The sequence below is a fragment of the Gilliamella sp. wkB7 genome (assembly GCF_001693435.1).
In the GTDB taxonomy this organism is placed as follows: Bacteria; Pseudomonadota; Gammaproteobacteria; order Enterobacterales; family Orbaceae; genus Gilliamella; species Gilliamella apicola_N.
Genome location: NZ_CM004509.1, coordinates 508,540 through 526,862 on the forward strand (window position 1 = coordinate 508,540; position 18,323 = coordinate 526,862).

The 18,323-nt window shown below is 33.7% G+C and carries 19 protein-coding genes; 9 read left to right on the top strand and 10 right to left on the bottom strand.

The window, feature by feature from the left end; all coding sequences use genetic code 11:
• Nucleotides 1-76: 76 nt before the first annotated feature.
• From A9G17_RS02205 to A9G17_RS02235, 7 genes are all read left to right on the top strand, one after another.
• Complete coding sequence (locus tag A9G17_RS02205) at nucleotides 77-880, top strand: T6SS immunity protein Tli3 family protein (protein ID WP_065737299.1); 804 nt, start codon at nucleotides 77-79, stop codon at nucleotides 878-880.
• Nucleotides 861-1,772 carry a T6SS immunity protein Tli3 family protein gene (locus A9G17_RS02210; RefSeq protein ID WP_065737300.1) on the top strand — a complete coding sequence of 304 codons (912 nt, stop codon included), beginning with the start codon at nucleotides 861-863 and terminating at the stop codon, nucleotides 1,770-1,772. Before A9G17_RS02205 ends, A9G17_RS02210 begins: the two co-directional genes overlap by 20 nt.
• Nucleotides 1,773-1,899: 127 nt before the next feature.
• Entirely contained in the window at nucleotides 1,900-2,703 is an 804-nt protein-coding gene (locus tag A9G17_RS02215) for a T6SS immunity protein Tli3 family protein (RefSeq protein WP_065737301.1), read from the top strand.
• Nucleotides 2,684-3,601: a T6SS immunity protein Tli3 family protein gene (locus A9G17_RS02220; protein WP_065737302.1), complete on the top strand. Its 918-nt coding sequence runs from the start codon at nucleotides 2,684-2,686 to the stop codon at nucleotides 3,599-3,601. Before A9G17_RS02215 ends, A9G17_RS02220 begins: the two co-directional genes overlap by 20 nt.
• Nucleotides 3,579-3,758, top strand: coding sequence for a hypothetical protein (locus A9G17_RS02225; protein ID WP_065737303.1), 180 nt, complete (start codon nucleotides 3,579-3,581; stop codon nucleotides 3,756-3,758). Before A9G17_RS02220 ends, A9G17_RS02225 begins: the two co-directional genes overlap by 23 nt.
• Nucleotides 3,759-3,784: 26 nt before the next feature.
• Entirely contained in the window at nucleotides 3,785-4,045 is a 261-nt protein-coding gene (locus tag A9G17_RS02230) for a PAAR domain-containing protein (RefSeq protein ID WP_065737304.1), read from the top strand.
• Nucleotides 4,045-5,481 carry a hypothetical protein gene (locus A9G17_RS02235; protein WP_065737305.1) on the top strand — a complete coding sequence of 479 codons (1,437 nt, stop codon included), beginning with the start codon at nucleotides 4,045-4,047 and terminating at the stop codon, nucleotides 5,479-5,481. The genes A9G17_RS02230 and A9G17_RS02235 overlap by 1 nt, the downstream gene beginning before the upstream one ends.
• A gap of 129 nt (nucleotides 5,482-5,610) precedes the next feature.
• Here the strand turns inward: A9G17_RS02235 and A9G17_RS02240 are convergent, their stop codons facing one another.
• A complete protein-coding gene (locus A9G17_RS02240; RefSeq protein ID WP_065737306.1) occupies nucleotides 5,611-5,991 on the bottom strand; it encodes a VOC family protein in 381 nt (126 codons plus the stop codon).
• A gap of 157 nt (nucleotides 5,992-6,148) precedes the next feature.
• Between A9G17_RS02240 and A9G17_RS02245 the strand changes: the two genes are divergently transcribed.
• Nucleotides 6,149-7,063, top strand: a complete 915-nt coding sequence (locus A9G17_RS02245; RefSeq protein ID WP_176714241.1) for a helix-turn-helix transcriptional regulator — start codon at nucleotides 6,149-6,151, stop codon at nucleotides 7,061-7,063.
• Between the two features lie 104 nt (nucleotides 7,064-7,167).
• Here A9G17_RS02245 and A9G17_RS13035 read toward each other — a convergent pair whose 3' ends face one another.
• The 6 genes from A9G17_RS13035 to rnm all read right to left on the bottom strand — a co-directional run bounded on the left by A9G17_RS13035 (nucleotide 7,168) and on the right by rnm (nucleotide 12,333).
• Nucleotides 7,168-7,338: a hypothetical protein gene (locus tag A9G17_RS13035; protein ID WP_176714242.1), complete on the bottom strand. Its 171-nt coding sequence runs from the start codon at nucleotides 7,336-7,338 to the stop codon at nucleotides 7,168-7,170.
• Nucleotides 7,339-7,583: 245 nt separating this feature from the next.
• Nucleotides 7,584-8,972, bottom strand: a complete 1,389-nt coding sequence (locus A9G17_RS02250; RefSeq protein ID WP_065737308.1) for a hypothetical protein — start codon at nucleotides 8,970-8,972, stop codon at nucleotides 7,584-7,586.
• A gap of 263 nt (nucleotides 8,973-9,235) precedes the next feature.
• Nucleotides 9,236-10,126, bottom strand: a complete 891-nt coding sequence (gene rluB / locus A9G17_RS02255) for a 23S rRNA pseudouridine(2605) synthase RluB (protein WP_039126869.1) — start codon at nucleotides 10,124-10,126, stop codon at nucleotides 9,236-9,238.
• A 175-nt stretch (nucleotides 10,127-10,301) separates the two neighbouring features.
• Nucleotides 10,302-10,811 (bottom strand): DUF3592 domain-containing protein, encoded by a 510-nt coding sequence (locus A9G17_RS02260; protein ID WP_065737309.1) that lies wholly within the window; start codon nucleotides 10,809-10,811, stop codon nucleotides 10,302-10,304.
• A 21-nt stretch (nucleotides 10,812-10,832) separates the two neighbouring features.
• Entirely contained in the window at nucleotides 10,833-11,453 is a 621-nt protein-coding gene (locus A9G17_RS02265; protein ID WP_065737310.1) for an L-threonylcarbamoyladenylate synthase, read from the bottom strand.
• 46 nt (nucleotides 11,454-11,499) lie between these two features.
• On the bottom strand, nucleotides 11,500-12,333 hold the full coding sequence (rnm, locus tag A9G17_RS02270) for an RNase RNM (protein ID WP_065737311.1): 834 nt from the start codon (nucleotides 12,331-12,333) through the stop codon (nucleotides 11,500-11,502).
• A 71-nt stretch (nucleotides 12,334-12,404) separates the two neighbouring features.
• Between rnm and rraB the strand changes: the two genes are divergently transcribed.
• Entirely contained in the window at nucleotides 12,405-12,797 is a 393-nt protein-coding gene (gene rraB / locus A9G17_RS02275) for a ribonuclease E inhibitor RraB (protein ID WP_065737312.1), read from the top strand.
• Between the two features lie 103 nt (nucleotides 12,798-12,900).
• On the opposite strand, the gene A9G17_RS02280 is transcribed toward rraB, so the two are convergent.
• The 3 genes from A9G17_RS02280 to kdsA form a co-directional block, all read right to left on the bottom strand.
• Nucleotides 12,901-15,579 carry a beta-N-acetylhexosaminidase gene (locus A9G17_RS02280; RefSeq protein ID WP_065737313.1) on the bottom strand — a complete coding sequence of 893 codons (2,679 nt, stop codon included), beginning with the start codon at nucleotides 15,577-15,579 and terminating at the stop codon, nucleotides 12,901-12,903.
• A 9-nt stretch (nucleotides 15,580-15,588) separates the two neighbouring features.
• A complete protein-coding gene (locus tag A9G17_RS02285; RefSeq protein WP_065737314.1) occupies nucleotides 15,589-17,004 on the bottom strand; it encodes an OprD family porin in 1,416 nt (471 codons plus the stop codon).
• Nucleotides 17,005-17,457: 453 nt separating this feature from the next.
• On the bottom strand, nucleotides 17,458-18,312 hold the full coding sequence (gene kdsA, locus A9G17_RS02290; RefSeq protein ID WP_065737315.1) for a 3-deoxy-8-phosphooctulonate synthase: 855 nt from the start codon (nucleotides 18,310-18,312) through the stop codon (nucleotides 17,458-17,460).
• Nucleotides 18,313-18,323: the final 11 nt, after the last annotated feature.

Sequence of the window (18,323 nt, forward strand, 5' to 3'; positions counted from 1 at the left end):
TGTAATAGCTAGATTAGCTGTATTGAAATGCAACAAAATGACAATATTGCGTCATTTGCTATAGAAGGAATATTAGTTGTTGATTATAAGTTATTTACTACTGAGTTTAGCATTATTTCTATTTTGTTTTTTTAAACGTTGGCATCTTTTTTGTTGTTTAAGTTACAGCGTTTTTTTGGTCTGTTTTTTAGCAATCATCCCTTTACCGGGTGAAGATAAAGTTAAATATACAGCCCCTACCCAAGTTGTGTTCCGTTTTGATGAGCATCGATTTATTCAACTTACTGGCTATGGTTGCCAAGGGCGAATGTACTATGTTGATGATCAAAAGCAGATCTACTACGAATTAGCTCGGCACTCGGCAAAAGTCTTAACCGAACCCTTTGCCCATATGCCTGAAGATTATATTTTCATTCCAAGTACTGACTATTCTGACATAGATTTTTCCCAAGATGGCGGGCGTTCTTTCACCTCTATACAACTTCCAACAACGGATCTTACGGGTCATTATCGCCCAGATTATAATACGGTAGAAAACATTGTGGTTATGAATAATCAATTTTTCTTAAAAGATAAAAACCGAGGTATTTACCGTTCCCCCAAGCCTATCGGTTCGGGATTTGCGATATTATCGCCCGCTCACGAGGAATATTTAGCAGGTCTTATTCAATATGCAGGGTACCGTTGGACGGATCAACCTCAAACTATGCCAATTATGCCAGCCAATTATCCTGGTTGGCAGCGATGGCAGTGTGCCCCTAACTTAAAACAATCGATTACCGTCTATAACCGTTATGCGCCGCTTATTAAATTACAAACCCAATTACGCCATCTATTAGGCGTCACAGACGAGGTAAGGCATGAAAAAGAAACTAATTAAACTGTTAATCTGTTGCATTGTCATTCCTGGTGGTTTATGGGCTTTTATTATTAACTTTGGTTCAAATTTACCGGAAAGATATGAAAAAACAACGGGACTCGATATTCCAATACCTGAGCCAAGAGAAGGTTACGAAATTATTTACCCTGATGCGATTCGGACTAATGACCCCCACGATACAGCCTCGTTTTACTATTTAAGTGAAAAACGTCAGGTTATTTACCGTTATGATGCAGATCGTTATTTAGAGCTGCAAGGTGAAAACTGTGAAGGATTAATTTGGTACCACGATCAGGCCAAAAATATTCATACGCGTATCGACAAAGTCTTTTTTACTCGCGATAGGTTACCTAAATTTAACTATTACAACCCTGGCAAGGGCTATATTGGCATTCCAACTGATGATATGTCAGCAATACCGTTTTCAATTGATGGCGGTAAAACTTTTTATGTTGGCAACGTGACCAGCTTTGCAGCTAAACCCAGTGAGCAAGTGAAGCGTTTTATTGGGGTAGATGATAGCCCATTAACCCTGCAATTTAGGGATGTTGATGAATATATGAGAGGGTTTATTAATACTATTACCGTTTCTGGCAATACAGGCTATTTTATTCTAAAAAATGATGTACTGTTTGGGGAAACAGTATTTTATGAACGGATTGGGTTAGACCCTAGACAATTTTATCATTCATTAAATGGTATCGACACTAAAGCAGATATTAATTTATACCTTAAAGGTAAAAACATGAAAGAAGTCCAAAGATTTGGGCGATATTGGGAAATTTATTATAAACCCGCTTATATAGAGCGGATAACTGACGCGCGTAATATTAAACTTGAAACCTATCAAGGTTGGGACAAAATTCGTTGTGAAATCGGGGCAGAAAAATAATTTTAATATTGACACACAAGCCGATAAAAGTGTCAAGCTAACTATTATTGATGTAATAGCTAGATTAGCTGTATTGAAATGCAACAAAATGACAATATTGCGTCATTTGCTATAGAAGGAATATTAGTTGTTGATTATAAGTTATTTACTACTGAGTTTAGCATTATTTCTATTTTGTTTTTTTAAACGTTGGCATCTTTTTTGTTGGTTAAGTTACAGCGTTTTTTTGGTCTGTTTTTTGGCAATTATTCCTTTACCGGGTGAAGATAAAATTAAATATACAGCCCCTACCCAAGTTGTGTTCCGTTTTGATGAGCACCGATTTATTCAACTTACTGGCTATGGTTGCCAAGGGCGAATGTACTATGTTGATGATCAAAAGCAGATCTATTACGAATTAGCTCGGCACTCGGCAAAGGTTTTAACCGAGCCTTTTGCCCATATGCCTGAAGATTATATCTTTGTACCTTTAAGTGATTATTCTGCTATAGATGTTTCCCAAGACGGCGGACGTTCTTTTCGTACCATTCATATTGAGACGTATGAGGGTATGGGAAGTTATCAACCTACTTATAATACTATAGAAAACATTATGGTTATGAATAATCAATTTTTCTTAAAAGATAAAAATAGAAGTATTTACCGTTCACCCAAACCTTACGGTACACGTTCTGCCATAATTTCAGCTACCAGTGAAAAATCTTTTGAAGGCAGTATAAGATATATGGGACTTCGCTGGACGGATCAACCTCAAACTATGCCAATCATGCCTGCCAATTATACTGGTTGGCAGCGATGGCAGTGTAATCCTAACTTAAAACAACCGATAACCGTCTATAACCGTTATGCGCCGCTTATTAAATTACAAACCCAATTACGCCATCTATTAGGCGTCGCAGAGGAGGCAAAACATGAAAAAGAAACTAATTAAACTGTTGATCTGTTGCATTGTCATTCCTGGCGGTTTATGGGCTTTTATCATTAACTTTGGTTCAAATTTACCGGAAAGATATGAAGAAACAATGGGACTGGATATTCCAATGCCAGAGCCAAAGCAAGGTTATGAAATTATTTATCCAGAAGTTATTAAAACAAGTAATCCCAACTATACAGCTTCGTTTTATTATCTAAGTGAAAAACGTCAGGTTATTTACCGTTATGATGCAGCTCGTTATTTAGAGCTGCAAGGTGAAAACTGTGAAGGATTAATTTGGTACCACGATCAGGCCAAAAATATTCATACGCGTATCGACAAAATCTTTTTTACTCATGATAGGTTACCAAAATTTAACTATTACAACCCAGGCAAGGATTATATTGGCATTCCAACCGATGATATGTCTGCAGTGCCGTTTTCAATTGATGGCGGTAAAACTTTTTATGTTGGCGAGGTGACCGATTTTGCAGCTAACCCAAGTGAGCAAGTCGAGCGTTTTATTGGGGTAGATGATAACCCATTAACCCTGCAATTTAATGATGTTAAAAAATCGACTATGGAAGGCTTTATTAATACCGTTACCATTTCTGGTAATACAGGCTATTTTATTCTAAAAAATGATGTACTGTTTGGAGAAACAGCATTTTATGAACGGATTGGGTTAAACCCTAGACAATCATACCATTCATTAAATGGTGTTATAGACACCCAAACAAATATTAATTTATACCTTAATGGTGAACACCTGAAAGAAGTTCAACTATTTGGGCGATACTGGGAAATTTATTATAAACCTGCTTATATAGAGCGGATAACTGACGCACGTAATATTAAACTTGAACCCTATCAAGGTTGGGACAAAATACGTTGTGAAATTGGGGCAGAAAAATAATTCTAATATTGACACACAAGCCGATAAAAGCGTCAGGTTAACCATTGTTGATGTATTGGCAAAAATAGAGCGATTAACTGGCGCACGTAATATTAAACTTGAACCCTATCAAGGTTGGGACAAAATTCGTCATGAAGTTAGATCTGAAAAAAGGTAAATAAAATATAAGTAAGGAATTTATTTATGAAAGGTGTAATACGGTTAGGTGATCCACATTCGCATGGTGGAAATGTTATTAGTGCATCTGGAGCTGATTTTGATGGTAAACCTGTTGCTTTAGTGGGAGACAGTGTATCTTGCCCGAAAAAAGGACATGGTATAAATCCGATTATTGAAGGGCATCCTACTTGGTTAATGCATGAACGCCAAGTTGCTGTTGAAGGATGTCATGCCGCATGTGGCTGTGTATTAATATCAACATTAACACAAGTGGGATGCAACTAATGAAATGGCAATTACCAAATATTGAAGAAAAAACAATACCCAAGAACTTTTCAAAATGGGTTTATTTATTGATTTTTGTGATTAGTTTTTTATTTTATATCATTTTTATTTTTATTGTTCAGAATGATAACGATGCTGTGTTCTCACAATTTAATCTTATCTTCATTTTTTTTATTATTATGCCAATATTATTTGGTTTGTCTGTGATGGGATTTTTATATAGCTTCTTTTTTTATGAAAAAGTTGATGCGTTAATATTTAATCACTATCTAAAAAACATGCGTTTAAATTGGCAAAGTTGGTGCCAAAGTTCAATAAATCTGATCGATTACCATTATATTACAGGTATTGATAATGTCTCTTTAAAAATAATGAGATTTGAGGGACACTCTCCAACAAATCCAGATAAAGTAATACCCATTTCAATTATAAGAGAAAATGACAGTTCTCCATTATTCTATTTGTTTGATAAGATTTTATTACCAATGAAATCTAAATTAAACATTCTTTCAAGTGTGACAATTTTTTTAAACACTAATCAAGACCAAGAAGTTATAAACAATGCGTTAATGAGTTATAGCCAACTCAATGAACTAAACATTCATCAGTCCAATATTACCTTTTCCAACATAATACCCTCCATAGATAAGATTAATGATTGGATTGATGATAATTCGATACAAAATATACTATTAATTAATCTATTATTTGACACTGAAACTCAATTACAGGTAACAGAATATTGTTGTGCACTATTGTTTTCAAATGATGAAGAGGTATTAAATCAATCCCCTTTGAAAATAAATTTATTCCGCTCCCTTAATACAAATTTAACTAATTTCAATAAAGATCTAGAGTACTTTTTGGATTCTAAACAAGTACAAAGAGGAAAGATTAACCAAGCATGGACACTATATTTACCATCTCCAGCTTTACACAGTTTTAAAGCTACATTATTTGATCCAAATAGCGGAATAAAACTCGAACCAAATAAATTTTATCAATTGGAGATAAATTTAGGTAAGTTAGATTATAGTCATGCATGGCTTGCATTGTCACTCGCTGCAGATGGTATAGTTAAAGAGCAAAAAGGGCAAATCATTGCTACGCAAAATAAAGATTCAATTAATATTATGCAATTATCCGATAAAACGGCATATACACCGACAAAAGAAGATAATATAAAAGGTTACTATCCAACCATAACTTGTTTAAGTTGCTTATTACTCTTGTTTTGCATCTGTTTAACAATAATATTTTCACTTGAAGAAACAGATTCAGAATTTTTGATGCAAATAGGCGTTTTTTCTTTTATTGCGGGACTTTTTATTATCGGGGCAATTATTGTAGGTACCCTTTATCAAAGGTCTTCAAAAGAAGATGATTTCATTGAAATGTGGTTTGAAGAACAAGATAAAATATCAAATAGCATTTAATTATTAAGGATATCATATTTATATAGGAGCGAATTTCTCACTCCTATATATCTTTATCGAAAATTAAGTTAAATGTTAACCCTTCATAAAAAAAGATAATCATTGCTTTTTAATTTTATTTAATTACTTCTATTCAAACTTTGAAGTATCAGTTGCACAAACTCTAAGGCGATGGCCATCTGGATCATTGCCAACACATGTATATCCAAAATCAAGCATTTGAGGTTCAAGTTCTATTTTTACGTTCAACTTTTTCCATAATGAATAAATTTCGTCTACCTTATCTTTTGTTACATCACTAAAAGAGAGCTCAAAACCGCCATAATAATTCGGCGCTCTAGGTGTGATTTGATCGGCTTGTTGTAATCCTAAAATAAAATCGTCTTTTAATGAAAAAACTGCAAATCCTGGATAGGTTTCAATAGGATTTTGTTCAAGTATTTTTGTGTAAAAATCGGTACTAATATCGATGTTTTTAACATAGATAATAACGCTATTTGGTTTAAACATTTTGGTTACCTTTTTGTAATAGATATTAAAAAAATTAATATATTTAAATTATGTTATCTATATTATGATGAGGTAACCCTGACAACTGTATGTCATATTTAAAATCAATTATTTCAAAACTTAAAATATGAAAATTAACCGTATAATTACTATCATTATGATACTACTTCAAAAAGATAGAATAAGCGCTAAAGTATTATCGGAAAAATTAGATGTATCATTGCGAACTATTTATCGAGATATACAAGTTATTGAGCGTGCTGGAATTCCGATCATCACATATGCAGGAAGTCAGGGCGGAATCAGTATTTTAAAAGATTATAAAATCAGTAAAGGTCTATTTACTAAAGATGATGTGACTGTTCTTTTAAAAGGTCTGAATTTATTATCTTCTCCAATTTTAAGTGAAAATGAAAAATTCCATACTCACGAAAAAATTAAAAGCTTTTTGTCTCAGGAAGAACTTAATGATTTAGGCAATGAACTGAATCAGCTTGCTGTAGATTTATCGCCTTGGTTTTTAAAACAAAACATTAATAATAAAATAGCTATTATTAAAGTGGCGTTAAGTCAGCAATTACTTTTATCGTTTGATTATGTAAAAATTAAACATGATGCGATTTCTCGATTAATTGAGCCTTACCAACTACTATTTAAAGAAAAAGAGTGGTACTTACAAGGTTATTGTTTAAATAGAAATGATTTTCGCCTATTTAAATTATCTAAAATGTCTAACGTTCATAAAACAGACATTAATTTTACCAAAAGATCGATTCCAGACATGGTTTCTTTATTTAAACGTGATATGAAAACAAAAGTCTTTAAAATAAAATTATTAATTGATAGCTCTATCTTAGAACGCATTTTAGATTATTGTGATGAGAAAGATATAAATCCATTCAATGATGATAAATATCTAGTCGATTTTGATTTTATCGAAGATGATTATAGTTACGGTATATTAATGAGTTTTGGGCATCAATGCCTCTGTTTAGAGCCTGAACACGTCCGTCAAGAACTAATCCAACGAACCGAAAAACTTAGGCGATTATATAACGAAGAAAAAATTTGAATTATCTTCAACTTTGTTTATACCAATATGTCAATTAATTTAGAACTTTCTGTTGCCTTATCAACTTTATTTAAGATTAACGTTATTCGCCATATCAGCATTACTTAATATTGGTCAGATATATTAGTCCAATCAATCTGATTTGAATCATAAATATCTACACCCTTTTGACGAATTCGTTCAATCCACTCTTCTGCCTGACACTGACCAATATCAAAATGTTTGATTGTCGTTCTCATCATCACGTCATGTTCATTAGCAATGGTTGTAGGCACTAATGCACAATCATCCGTATTGATTATTGATGCATACGGAGATAGTCCCCGTTCTAATACCGATTATATATAAGTCAATTTAAACTTTTTACTTTCACTACTAAATGATTCTTATTTTATGATAATTAGCTGTTGAGTTGGTATCTTGAGGTGTTAACGTAGTTGTGCAATATACTAAAAAAAGTATGTGCAACTTGTCCATTACCAACCTCAAGATACTTTTTATCTTCTCTTAAATCTTTCTATTAAAGATAAGAAAGATCATTAGCAATATCCTTTAATCTAGACCTTAATTCGGTTAGTTGTTCTTTTTGGGCTTGCTTATAGAGTTCATCTCGAGATTTTAAACTTCCTTCACTATAGTTACGGTATTTTGAAGGTACATCACCACTATAAATATATTTATATTTAGCGGAAGTTTCTTTAACTTTAAATGATTTAATATAGCTATACATACCGTTAACCATGATGTTTGTCGTTAATGTTAGTTGATTGCTATGAGTTTCTGTTTCTATAGTGTAGCGCTGATCTTTATAGCTTTTGAGTTTGGTTATTCTCCCTTTTTTATCTGGCACTTCGACATATTTATCAAATACCTGTTCAGTTTTTGTTTCATAATTAACTGATTTGCCAAGATCATTAAAATCAATATCGTAGTTAATTTGTATATTAACATCTGAATTACCCAAATAATCACTAAATACAATATAATTTGCGCCTATATTTTCTCTTATTTCATTTGCGAAAGATGAAGATGAATCATAGTAGACTTTAACAATTCCCTTTTTTTGGTAAGTTTCAGCTAATACTCTTGCATCACGATATTTACCATATGGCTGGTAAACATTTGCTGCTTTGTTAAAATATTCCGCTACTTCTCGAAACTCATGACGCTTGGTTGCACTTTCTAAAATGTATTGAGCTTGTTGATAAGCAGCCTCGGCTTGTTCCGTGCGATATTTTTTGTCATTTTCAATCGCTCGTTTATCACTATCTCTATATTTACCGAGTGGTTGATAAACTTGTGAAGCATTGCTAAAAGCCCTTGCAGCCTCTTTGTAGTTTCTTTCTTGTGCAAATTTCTTACCTAAATCATAGTATTCTTTTGCTGCAACCTGCATATATTTCGTATTGGCGTTTTGATACCGTTTTTCAATATCTTTATAATTATATCGTTCTAAACCACGTTGGTATAAATTGGCTTTGTTTTTATAGCTTATACTGTCTGTGCCCGTTATTGAATTTCCATAATCATAATATTGTTTAGCAATGGTTTGCTCTAATTGTTCCGAATCATATTTATTATTAAAAAAATCGACCGTTGAACTATAAAAACGATCCCTAAGCATCATTTTCATTTTCAACAAGTTTTGGTAGATATCAATACGTTTTTCATAATCGGTGCTTGAAGTATTGGCTAGATTGGTTTCATAATGCTCCATAACATTAGTGACTAAAGTATGTAACTTTTCGGCTTTCTTTTTGTCATACTTTTTAAGGCCTTTTTCCTCAATACTGTTAGTTAATAAACTGATACTTTCTAGATATTTTCCCTCTTTATATGCTTCCTCACTTGTACGTGTATGACAAGCGGTAAGAAAAAAAATGACAAAAATTGTTATTACTATTCGCATAATATTTCCTTTTAATAATTATTTATCCTTTATCAAACTATTTAGAATATAACAAGTTTGATGGGTAACAAGTTAATTAAAATAGCCTTTAATTATTTTTGCCGATTTTATGAAAAAAAAAAACTTAGCATTTTTCATTTAATGCTATATTTCTACATCACAGCGATGATAACAAAGCGTAAAAAATAATATTTTTAACATTAATCAATTTTTTGATGGGCGCACACCTCAATACAAATTATGTATTGAGGTGATAAGTAGCTCTATTTTCGAGTAGGTTTTTTAGCCGTAGCACGACGAGGTGATTTAGAGGGATTATTCAATTTGATACGTTTTGGTCTAACCGTTTTTTTGTCCGATGATGAAGTTGTTTTAGTAAAACTTTTAACTTCTGCTGGTAAGCCAACAAGTTCACGTAAATAGTTGACAGAATCAATACCTAGTTCCATCCATGTACCGCGTGATAAGCCTTTTGGTAAGTTGATGTTGCCATAACGAATACGCAATAAGCGGCTTACTTGTACATCTATTGCTTCCCACATTCTACGCACTTCTCGATTACGACCTTCGGTTATAACAACATTAAACCATTGGTTAAGACCATCACCACCTTGTGCTTTAATTGAATTAAATGAAGCAGGACCGTCTTCCAGTTGTACACCTTTGCGCAATTGATTAATTTGCTGATCGGTAATATTACCAAACACTCGCACAGCATATTCACGTTCGATTTCATGTCTTGGGTGCATTAAACGGTTAGCCAATTCACCATCGGTAGTAAATAACAATAGTCCTGACGTATTGATGTCTAAACGACCAATATTGATCCAACGTGCATTTTTTAAACGTGGCAATCGTTCAAATACCGTCGCTCGACCTTGAGGATCATTACGTGAACAAATTTCACCCTCTGGTTTATAATAAGCCAGAACTCGGCAGATCTCTTTTTCTTTACTTCTTAGTTGAATTAAATGCCCATTGATGCGAATTTTGGGATTAGCACTGACATCGACACGATCGCCTAAATTGGCAATTTTACCGTTAACGCTGATCTTCCCTGCCGCTATCATGGCTTCAATCTCACGCCGTGAACCATTGCCTAAATTGGCTAGTACCTTTTGTAATTTTTCAGTATTATCTTTTATGTTTTTCATAAGCAGTTCTCGCTACCTTCACAGGTATCATATTTGTTTAACTTTAAGTGAAAACTTATATCAAAATCGATTTTATTATTTTGATACAGCTAGTAAATTTTATTTGCTGAATATTGAGTTACTCAATTTGCAACAAAAAATAGGTATAAATTTTTAATGTTACTAAATAATTATTTTATTTACGTTTATTCTTTCGATGTATTTTATATTTGTGTTTGCGTTTATGTCGTTTGCTGTTTAAAAGATTAATTCTATAATTTTCAGAATGTTTTGCCAAAAAATAAGGCAGATAAAATCCAATTGCACTAAATATCGTTCCCATAAAAGCGATAAAAATTATACCAGACCAAAGTGTCCTAAAATCCGATATTTTAGCTGTGCTATCATTATAAAGAACTTTCACCTGTTGACCTAGATCATAAGGACTGGGACTAGACCCAAGTGATGAAGTGAAGATTCTCTTTTTTTCATTTTTATCAGTAAAAGTAACAATAGGATAATAAATTAAACCATGATGATTATATCGGTCTCTAAAAAGACTATATTCATATTTAAAATTTGTAACATAACCTATTGTTGAGTCTGATTCATTAATAAAACCAATTTGTAGGTAAGCCCACAAAGCACTTAACAAATAGAAAAATATACCTACCAAAGCAAAAGGTATAATAATTTTATATTTCATTAATCTATACAGAAAGTTACATTAAATAAACGGGCTTATATCACCACTGCCTTGACGAATAATATCTGGATAGTCATTAGTTAAGTCGATTACTGTTGTAGGTTGCGGACCAATGTATCCGCCATGCACAATAGCATCAATTTGATGACCAATTTTATCTTCAATCTCTTCAGGATCGGATTGGGCTTCATCTTCATTAGGTAAAATTAATGTGGTTGTCATTAATGGTTGCCCTAACAATTCAAGTAATGCTAAATCAATTTTATTATCAGGAATACGTAAACCAATGGTTTTACGTTTTTCATTCATTAATCGACGAGGTACTTCTTTGCTGGCTTGCAAAATAAAGACATATTTACCCGGGGTATTATTCTTCAAGAGTCGGAAAGTCGTGTTATCAACAAAAGCGTAAGATGATAGTTCCGAAAGATCGCGACACATTAAAGTAAAGTTGTGATATTTATCAAGCTGGCGAATTTGGCAAATACGATCAACACCATACTTATTATCGAGCAAGCAGCCTAGTGAATAACCTGAATCTGTCGGAAAAGCGATAACGCCACCATCATTTAAAATTTTGACAATTTGATCTAATAATCTTGTTTGTGGATTATCAGGATGAATATAAAAAGTTTGGCTCATAGTTTTCTTCTATATTAGTGTTATGGTTAAGTTTTGTTTTTTTAATTTAGTCATTCCAATTATGCCAGATTGGTGTCACACTGGCTGGTAAAGGCGTGGTTTTACCTAAATCAAGATAATTAACCAAATCATGAAAATCGGAACCTTGAGATGCCAATAATCCGAATTCATTAGCTAATTTTGCCAATCGTTGTAAATCATCTTGTGTTTGTCGGCTTTGTGATACTTCCATTGCATCACCACCATATTCTTTAAATTCACCAATTAATGTTTTTAATTTAGTTAACGTTAAATCATAACGACTAGGATGAGCAAGTACTGCTTGCCCACCTGCTGCATGAATAGCATTAACCGCATCACTAATAGAGCAACATTTTGCAGGCACATAAGCATAACCACTTTTGCCTAAATATTTTTTAAATGCTTGTTTAACATCTTTAACATGGCCATTGGCAACTAAAAAACGGGCAAAATGGGCACGTGATACAATATCACCTTTCGAAAATTGTTGTGCTTGTTGATATGCATTATCAATGCTGACTTTCGCCAATTTTTGATCAATGCTCATTGCTCTATCAATTCGACCTTGTTCCTGGGCTGATAACAATTCAAGCAACGGTGAATTTTCAATATCGATATTTAATCCAACAATATGAATTTCATTATTCTTCCAAATTGTTGACACTTCAACGCCATAAATTAATTTAACGGGTAAATTGTCACGTTCTATCGTGTTTTTTGCTTCTAACAGACCTTTGATAGTATCATGATCGGTAATTGCTAACATACTGATTTGATTATCAGCTGCTCTTTTGACCAGTTCACTAGGTGTCAATATGCCATCTGACGCAGTTGTATGCGAATGTAAATCAACGATCACTTTTTTTCTCGAAAATTATTTTTAAACGTGTAATATACCACACAAATTGCATGACCACTAAAAGGTAAATTATGAAAGATCAAATTATGCTTGCTCAACAAGATACTAACGCTATTATTGAAGAACTATTAGAAGATGGTAGTGATCCTCATGCGCTTTATATTATTGAACATCATATCTCATCACAAAATTTTGATCTACTTGAAAAAGTCGCCGTAGAAGCTTATAAATTGGGTTATGAAGCTACCGACCCTGATGAAGATGTAGATGATACTGGCAATGTTGTTATCGGGTTTGATATTGTGGCTGAAAGTCCACTTAATGCAGAATTAATTAATGCCCAAATAGCGGAAATCATCACATTAACTAACCAATTTGGTGTCAATTATGATGGTTGGGGAACCTATTTTGAAGATGGCAGTGATGATTTTAATGAAGTTGATAATATGGAAACACTTCATTAATAGGGGTTATATTATTTAATCTATTTGTTTTATCGATTATTTATTCTTCTTTATTTTATTCTTATCCGTTAAATAACGGATAAGAATAATGATTAATATTAATTTATTTCACGATTTCAATGCGACTGGTCCTTTGTTTATTTGGCGAGACGCTACGAATGATGACACTTTCACCTTTCTTAATGGCAGTAGGACCTTGATAGCGTTGCCACTGATTACCTTTATCAATTGAATATTCAATACTTAAACCAGGGAAGACGATGTTCGCGATCAATTTACCATTTTCAATCTTCGCACCTGGGACAGGTAGACGATAATTAATTGAAGCTGCATCTAATTTAGCTAATTCTCGTTGACCGATTAAATTGGCAAATTGATTCCAATCATTGAAAAGCTTTTGCTGATCAACATAATGGGTTTCGCCTTGTTGGAATTGACGATCTTTTTGATAATTTGTCTCCCAATCGGCTTTATGCCATGCACGCTCTGCAACACTGAGCAATCGAGGGTAAGCCATGTAAGCCATTTTATCATCTGTTCGAATATTTTCAGTCCAAATTTGAGCGGATAATCCGTATGCGCCCGGCCAATTCATGGTGCCTTTTGCAGCAAATGCATCACCGTTACGATCATACGATGTTTCTGCATTTTGTGGTAAGTTATCGGGCGCAAAACTGAATATTTTGCGTTCATCATTGAAACGAGAAGCCCAATAGTAACCACTTTCTTTTGGATTAACTTCGTAAGGCATATCTAAATAGACATAATCAGGGTTGGATACAATAACTTTATAGCCTTTATTGGCGAATTCATTTACTGAATCATATCCCCCCCAATACAAACTATCCCAGAAATTGACAATCACTTCATCGGTGGCAAAAGATTTAGCATCGGTCGCAAATTTTACGCCATCTTGCCATACTTGCATGCGATTAATTCCGTTGTTTTTAATGATTTTACTCACTTCGACAGCAAAATGACTTGGTAGATGCTCAATGTTTTTAACAATCCCTTTGTTAACAAAGGTTTGGCAAGCTTGTGATTTTGCCCATGGATGATCTTCAATACTTTGATCAATTAAACCTTTACCCGCCTCTTTTTGAGCCGCATTAATATCTTGGTAGCCATTACCAAAATGAATATTTTTCGCTTCATCACCACCAAAATGCCAAGTTGAAATTGGTTGTTTAGCTTCAGCATGCATTTTGGCTATTTCACTAATGACTTTATTTACAAATTTTTTCGAAGAATCTAAACACGGATTAAGATAACTTTGTCGATTGTAAAATTGTACTGTGGTCGTATTTGATGTATCGGTTGGATCGACTAATCGATATTCATTAGCTTGTTGTTCTTTACCTTTATTCATTAGGCGTTGATATCTCACTTCCATCGACATAATCGCCGCTCTAGCATGTGCAGGCATATCTATTTCTGGGATGACTTCAATAAATCGAGCATTTGCATACTTCACTATTTCAATATAATCATTTCGTGTAAAGTATCCACTGCCACTATTGTTGCTATTTGGACCCGATCCGAGTTGTGGTAATAAGCATTTTGTCTCACTTAAATCATGACAGCGTTTGCTTCCAAACTCGGTCAATTCAGGTAAACCCGGAATTTCAATTCGCCAACCTTCATCGTCACTTAAATGGAAATGAAATTTATTCATTTTATATTTTGACATCGTATCAAGTAACTGTAATACCGCTTCTTTACTTTTAAAGTTTCGACCGGTATCTAACATCATTCCTCGATATTCAAATCTAGGAGCATCCTCGGCTGAAAGTGTAGGTATAACTTGAGGGCTTTTGGCATGTATTACTGATAATATCGATTCTACACCATAAAAAATTCCGCTTTCATCAAAGGCTAAAATGGTTGCTCCTTGAGGTGTTATCTCTAATTTATAACTACCTTTTACACCTTTTTCAAATGCACTTTTATCAATTGAAGCATTAATATTAAAACCTTTACTGCTAACAGCAATCTCTAATTTTCTAAAATGTTCCTCTAATACTGATTTACTCTCTTTTGATAAGTGATTAAGCACTAAATTAACACCATTTTCATTTAGGGTAATCGTCTCTTTACCAACAGTAAGTTTGGATGGAGTCGGTAAAATTTGCCCTTTTAACAACTCTTCGTTAATTTCTTGTATATCTTTGTTACGTTGATAACGATTTTCAGGCGTCATTAAAATATTATGATCATTTGGAGAGATTTTCCATTGTTCACCTAATGGTTTTACAAATGCAGAGAGATTATCAGAATCGGTATCGGTATTGGCAATCACTTTTGGTTCAGCTTTTGATGAGGTAACATACCATCTAGGCATAACATCACTTTCACTGATTTGCCAATATTCACCAATGATTGGAATAGTCACAACAGCATTTGCGGGAATATTTTCGAATTTCTCCGTTGGTTCAAGCTTGTGTAGGTCACCAGTGACATGGGTAATTTTAAATTGATCATTGTTTACCGCTAAAATCATTCGAATATTATGAAAATAGATTGCCCAATCTTTGTCAGTAATCGCAGGCCCGGTATTTTTAAGAGTTAAGGTCACTTTGTTACATGATGCCCAATCTGCACCCAATGCCGCACAATCTACCCCATGATTTACAGCATCATTATCCACGATTTGATAATTTAGGCGTAATTGTGAACTCATGGTATCAACAATTTTTTGTGAAGCACTAGCTGATTGTGTTGCTCCCATACTTAATAATGTTGCTATGGAGGTAGCAATAATAGCTGATTTAAACTTTTTCATGACGATTACCTATTTTTGTTTAGCATTGAAAACGGTGAAAGGTACAGTAACAATAAATTTGATATCGCGTTCATCTTGGAAGATATTACCATATCCACCTCCCCAACTTGGGATATTGGTGTGATTGTTATATTTGGTAAAATGAAGTTGCAAAGAGGTATCTTTTATCCAACCATTTTGTACGGTATAACCTAAATCAAAGTTATATGCTGATTCAATTAAACGTTTTTTCTGATTAAATTGTTTGTTTGTGCTTGGTTTTGCATCCCAACCATAAGCATAAGAAGCACCTGTTCTCCATCCTGTTAAGTAATTTGATAAATCCCCTAAATCATAAGTGATTTCTGCAAATAGCGCTTTTTCACCATTGGCATTAAAGTCAGAACGAGAATTCCACCAGATATCTAATCGACCATTTGAAGAAGCATAATCAGGCGTCATACGTTGCAAAAAGAATCCTTGCTCCCCTTCTGCTTTAACAACAACACCTTCGAGGCGTAAACCAACAGGCCCCATTTGATAACCTAAAGTAGCGGCCTGCAACCATGCTAAGCCATCATAAACATTTTTACCTTTGTGAGACTGATCTTTAGCACCATAAAATTGGTAGCTCATAGTCAGTGGGTTATTAAATACATCTGTTTTATATGAGGCTTTACCAAAAAATTGGTTCATATAATTTTGCGCCTGACCGAAAGCACTTTCTATTACAAAATCGTTTTTAAAGTCATATTTCAAACCAGCAGAATGGAGGTAATCAATTTTTTTCCCTTTTCCCCATTGTTTAAATTCATAAAGTCGTTTATACCAAGGTGCTTTATATTTATCTGTCCACATATAAGACATAGATAACGCACCCGCATCATCGAAATCAAGCAAAGTACCAAACTCTACGCCTCGATAAGTGCCCGGTAATAAACTCCAATGTGGAGCAAGTAAAGTTTGACCTGATGGTTGGATATACCCTGCTCTGAGCCAAAATTTATCGTCGAGTTTAAAATTAACTAATGCTTTATAAAAACTTAGTCCACTGACATCTTTTTTCCAATCTTCACCCCATCGAGTATTGGCGCCACTAAAACCGATTTCATTAGGATGTCCATTACCACCGTTACTCACTTCCCAAGCGCCATAACCGCCTAATTCAATCGCAAATCTATCAGCAATATAACCAGACTTAAAATCTAAATTTGTGTTAAATGATGAGTGCCTAAGGTTTTTTTCATATTTATGTTCGTCGATATTTTTTCTTTCACGATCACGGTTCCAGAAAAATATATTGCCAGTGAGTGACGAATCATCAACAAAATTACTTTCATAAGCAGCATAAACGGGCGTAACACTGGTTAACACTGTCAAAGAAAGGATGAGTTTAGTCAAACAACTCAAAGAACGAGGAATGTTTAATCTATTGTAGTGGTTCATAATTTATTTCCTTAAAACGATTCCGTTTAATTTAAATAGCAATTCTTCGTTAAAAGATCTCGTTATTTAACTCAAAATTGAATCCATTTTTATTTTATACGTTTTCATTAACACTTTTAGAAAGCTTTGCTAAACCAAAAAAGAAGCTAAATGTCCATTTTTATAATGCATAAACATATTTTTGTTAGCAAATTAAATAATTTAAATTCGTGATCCCAATCACTAAAAAGATCTAATTTTGAATGATTTTAGTTGAAAAAAAGTTCACTTTTTTTATTTTAAAAAATAATAATGCATTGAAATAAAAAAGGTTAAATAAATAATTTATATTATTATGATGGGTTAAATTAGCAACATAATTTTTGTTAAGGCTGGCTTGAAATGAAAGGCAAAAAAAGAGAAATGCCCAGCATTTCTCTTCTCTTTAAAATTGAAATTTAATATAGAACTAGATTAACTTTCAGTATCAATTTCTTCGAAACTTTTTACAAGTTCATCAATCGCTTTCATCTGTTTTAAGAAGGGTTCCAGTTTCGCTAATGGTAATGCTGACGGACCATCACATTTTGCGTGATTTGGATCAGGATGTGATTCTAAAAATAGTCCTGCTATACCTACCGCCATACCTGAACGGGCAAGTTCAGTCACTTGACCTCGTCGTCCGCCAGAGGCTGCACCCATAGGGTCACGACATTGGAGAGCATGAGTGACATCAAAAATCACTGGCGAGCCTTTGCTGGCTTTTTTCATGATATTAAAACCAAGCATATCAACAACTAAATTGTCATAACCAAAACAACTACCACGATCACAAAGAATCACTTTGTTGTTACCCGCTTCTTCAAATTTTTCCACAATATTTCCCATTTGACCAGGACTGACAAATTGTGGTTTTTTAACATTAATCACTGCACCTGTTTTTGCCATTGCAACAACTAAATCAGTTTGTCTGGCTAAAAAGGCTGGTAATTGAATGACATCAACAACATCAGCAACGGGTTGACATTGCTCTTCAGTGTGAACATCAGTAATGATTTTTATGCCAAACTGCTGTTTAAGCTCTTGGAAGATTTTTAACCCTTCTTCTAAACCGGGTCCACGATACGAGTGAATTGATGAGCGATTAGCTTTGTCAAAAGATGCTTTGAAAATATAAGGGATATTTAATTTATCCGTTACAGTGACATAATGTTCACAAACTTTCATAGCCAAATCACGTGATTCAAGTACGTTCATACCACCAAATAACACAAATGGTAGATCATTAGCTACGGTAATATCACCGACGTTTACTCTTTTTTGTTTCATAATAAATTTAT

Excerpts from the sequence above, each read along its gene's own strand:
- A9G17_RS02220 (WP_065737302.1), top strand. The coding sequence starts at position 2,684 with ATGAAAAAGAAACTAATTAAACTGTTGATCTGTTGCATTGTCATTCCT.
- A9G17_RS02260 (WP_065737309.1), bottom strand. The coding sequence starts at position 10,811 with ATGAAATATAAAATTATTATACCTTTTGCTTTGGTAGGTATATTTTTC.
- kdsA (WP_065737315.1), bottom strand. The coding sequence starts at position 18,312 with ATGAAACAAAAAAGAGTAAACGTCGGTGATATTACCGTAGCTAATGAT.
- A9G17_RS02250 (WP_065737308.1), bottom strand. The coding sequence starts at position 8,972 with ATGCGAATAGTAATAACAATTTTTGTCATTTTTTTTCTTACCGCTTGT.
- rluB (WP_039126869.1), bottom strand. The coding sequence starts at position 10,126 with ATGAAAAACATAAAAGATAATACTGAAAAATTACAAAAGGTACTAGCC.
- A9G17_RS02240 (WP_065737306.1), bottom strand. The coding sequence starts at position 5,991 with ATGTTTAAACCAAATAGCGTTATTATCTATGTTAAAAACATCGATATT.
- A9G17_RS02245 (WP_176714241.1), top strand. The coding sequence starts at position 6,149 with ATGATACTACTTCAAAAAGATAGAATAAGCGCTAAAGTATTATCGGAA.
- A9G17_RS02285 (WP_065737314.1), bottom strand. The coding sequence starts at position 17,004 with ATGAACCACTACAATAGATTAAACATTCCTCGTTCTTTGAGTTGTTTG.
- A9G17_RS02280 (WP_065737313.1), bottom strand. The coding sequence starts at position 15,579 with ATGAAAAAGTTTAAATCAGCTATTATTGCTACCTCCATAGCAACATTA.
- A9G17_RS02210 (WP_065737300.1), top strand. The coding sequence starts at position 861 with ATGAAAAAGAAACTAATTAAACTGTTAATCTGTTGCATTGTCATTCCT.
- rraB (WP_065737312.1), top strand. The coding sequence starts at position 12,405 with ATGAAAGATCAAATTATGCTTGCTCAACAAGATACTAACGCTATTATT.
- A9G17_RS02265 (WP_065737310.1), bottom strand. The coding sequence starts at position 11,453 with ATGAGCCAAACTTTTTATATTCATCCTGATAATCCACAAACAAGATTA.
- A9G17_RS02230 (WP_065737304.1), top strand. The coding sequence starts at position 3,785 with ATGAAAGGTGTAATACGGTTAGGTGATCCACATTCGCATGGTGGAAAT.
- A9G17_RS02235 (WP_065737305.1), top strand. The coding sequence starts at position 4,045 with ATGAAATGGCAATTACCAAATATTGAAGAAAAAACAATACCCAAGAAC.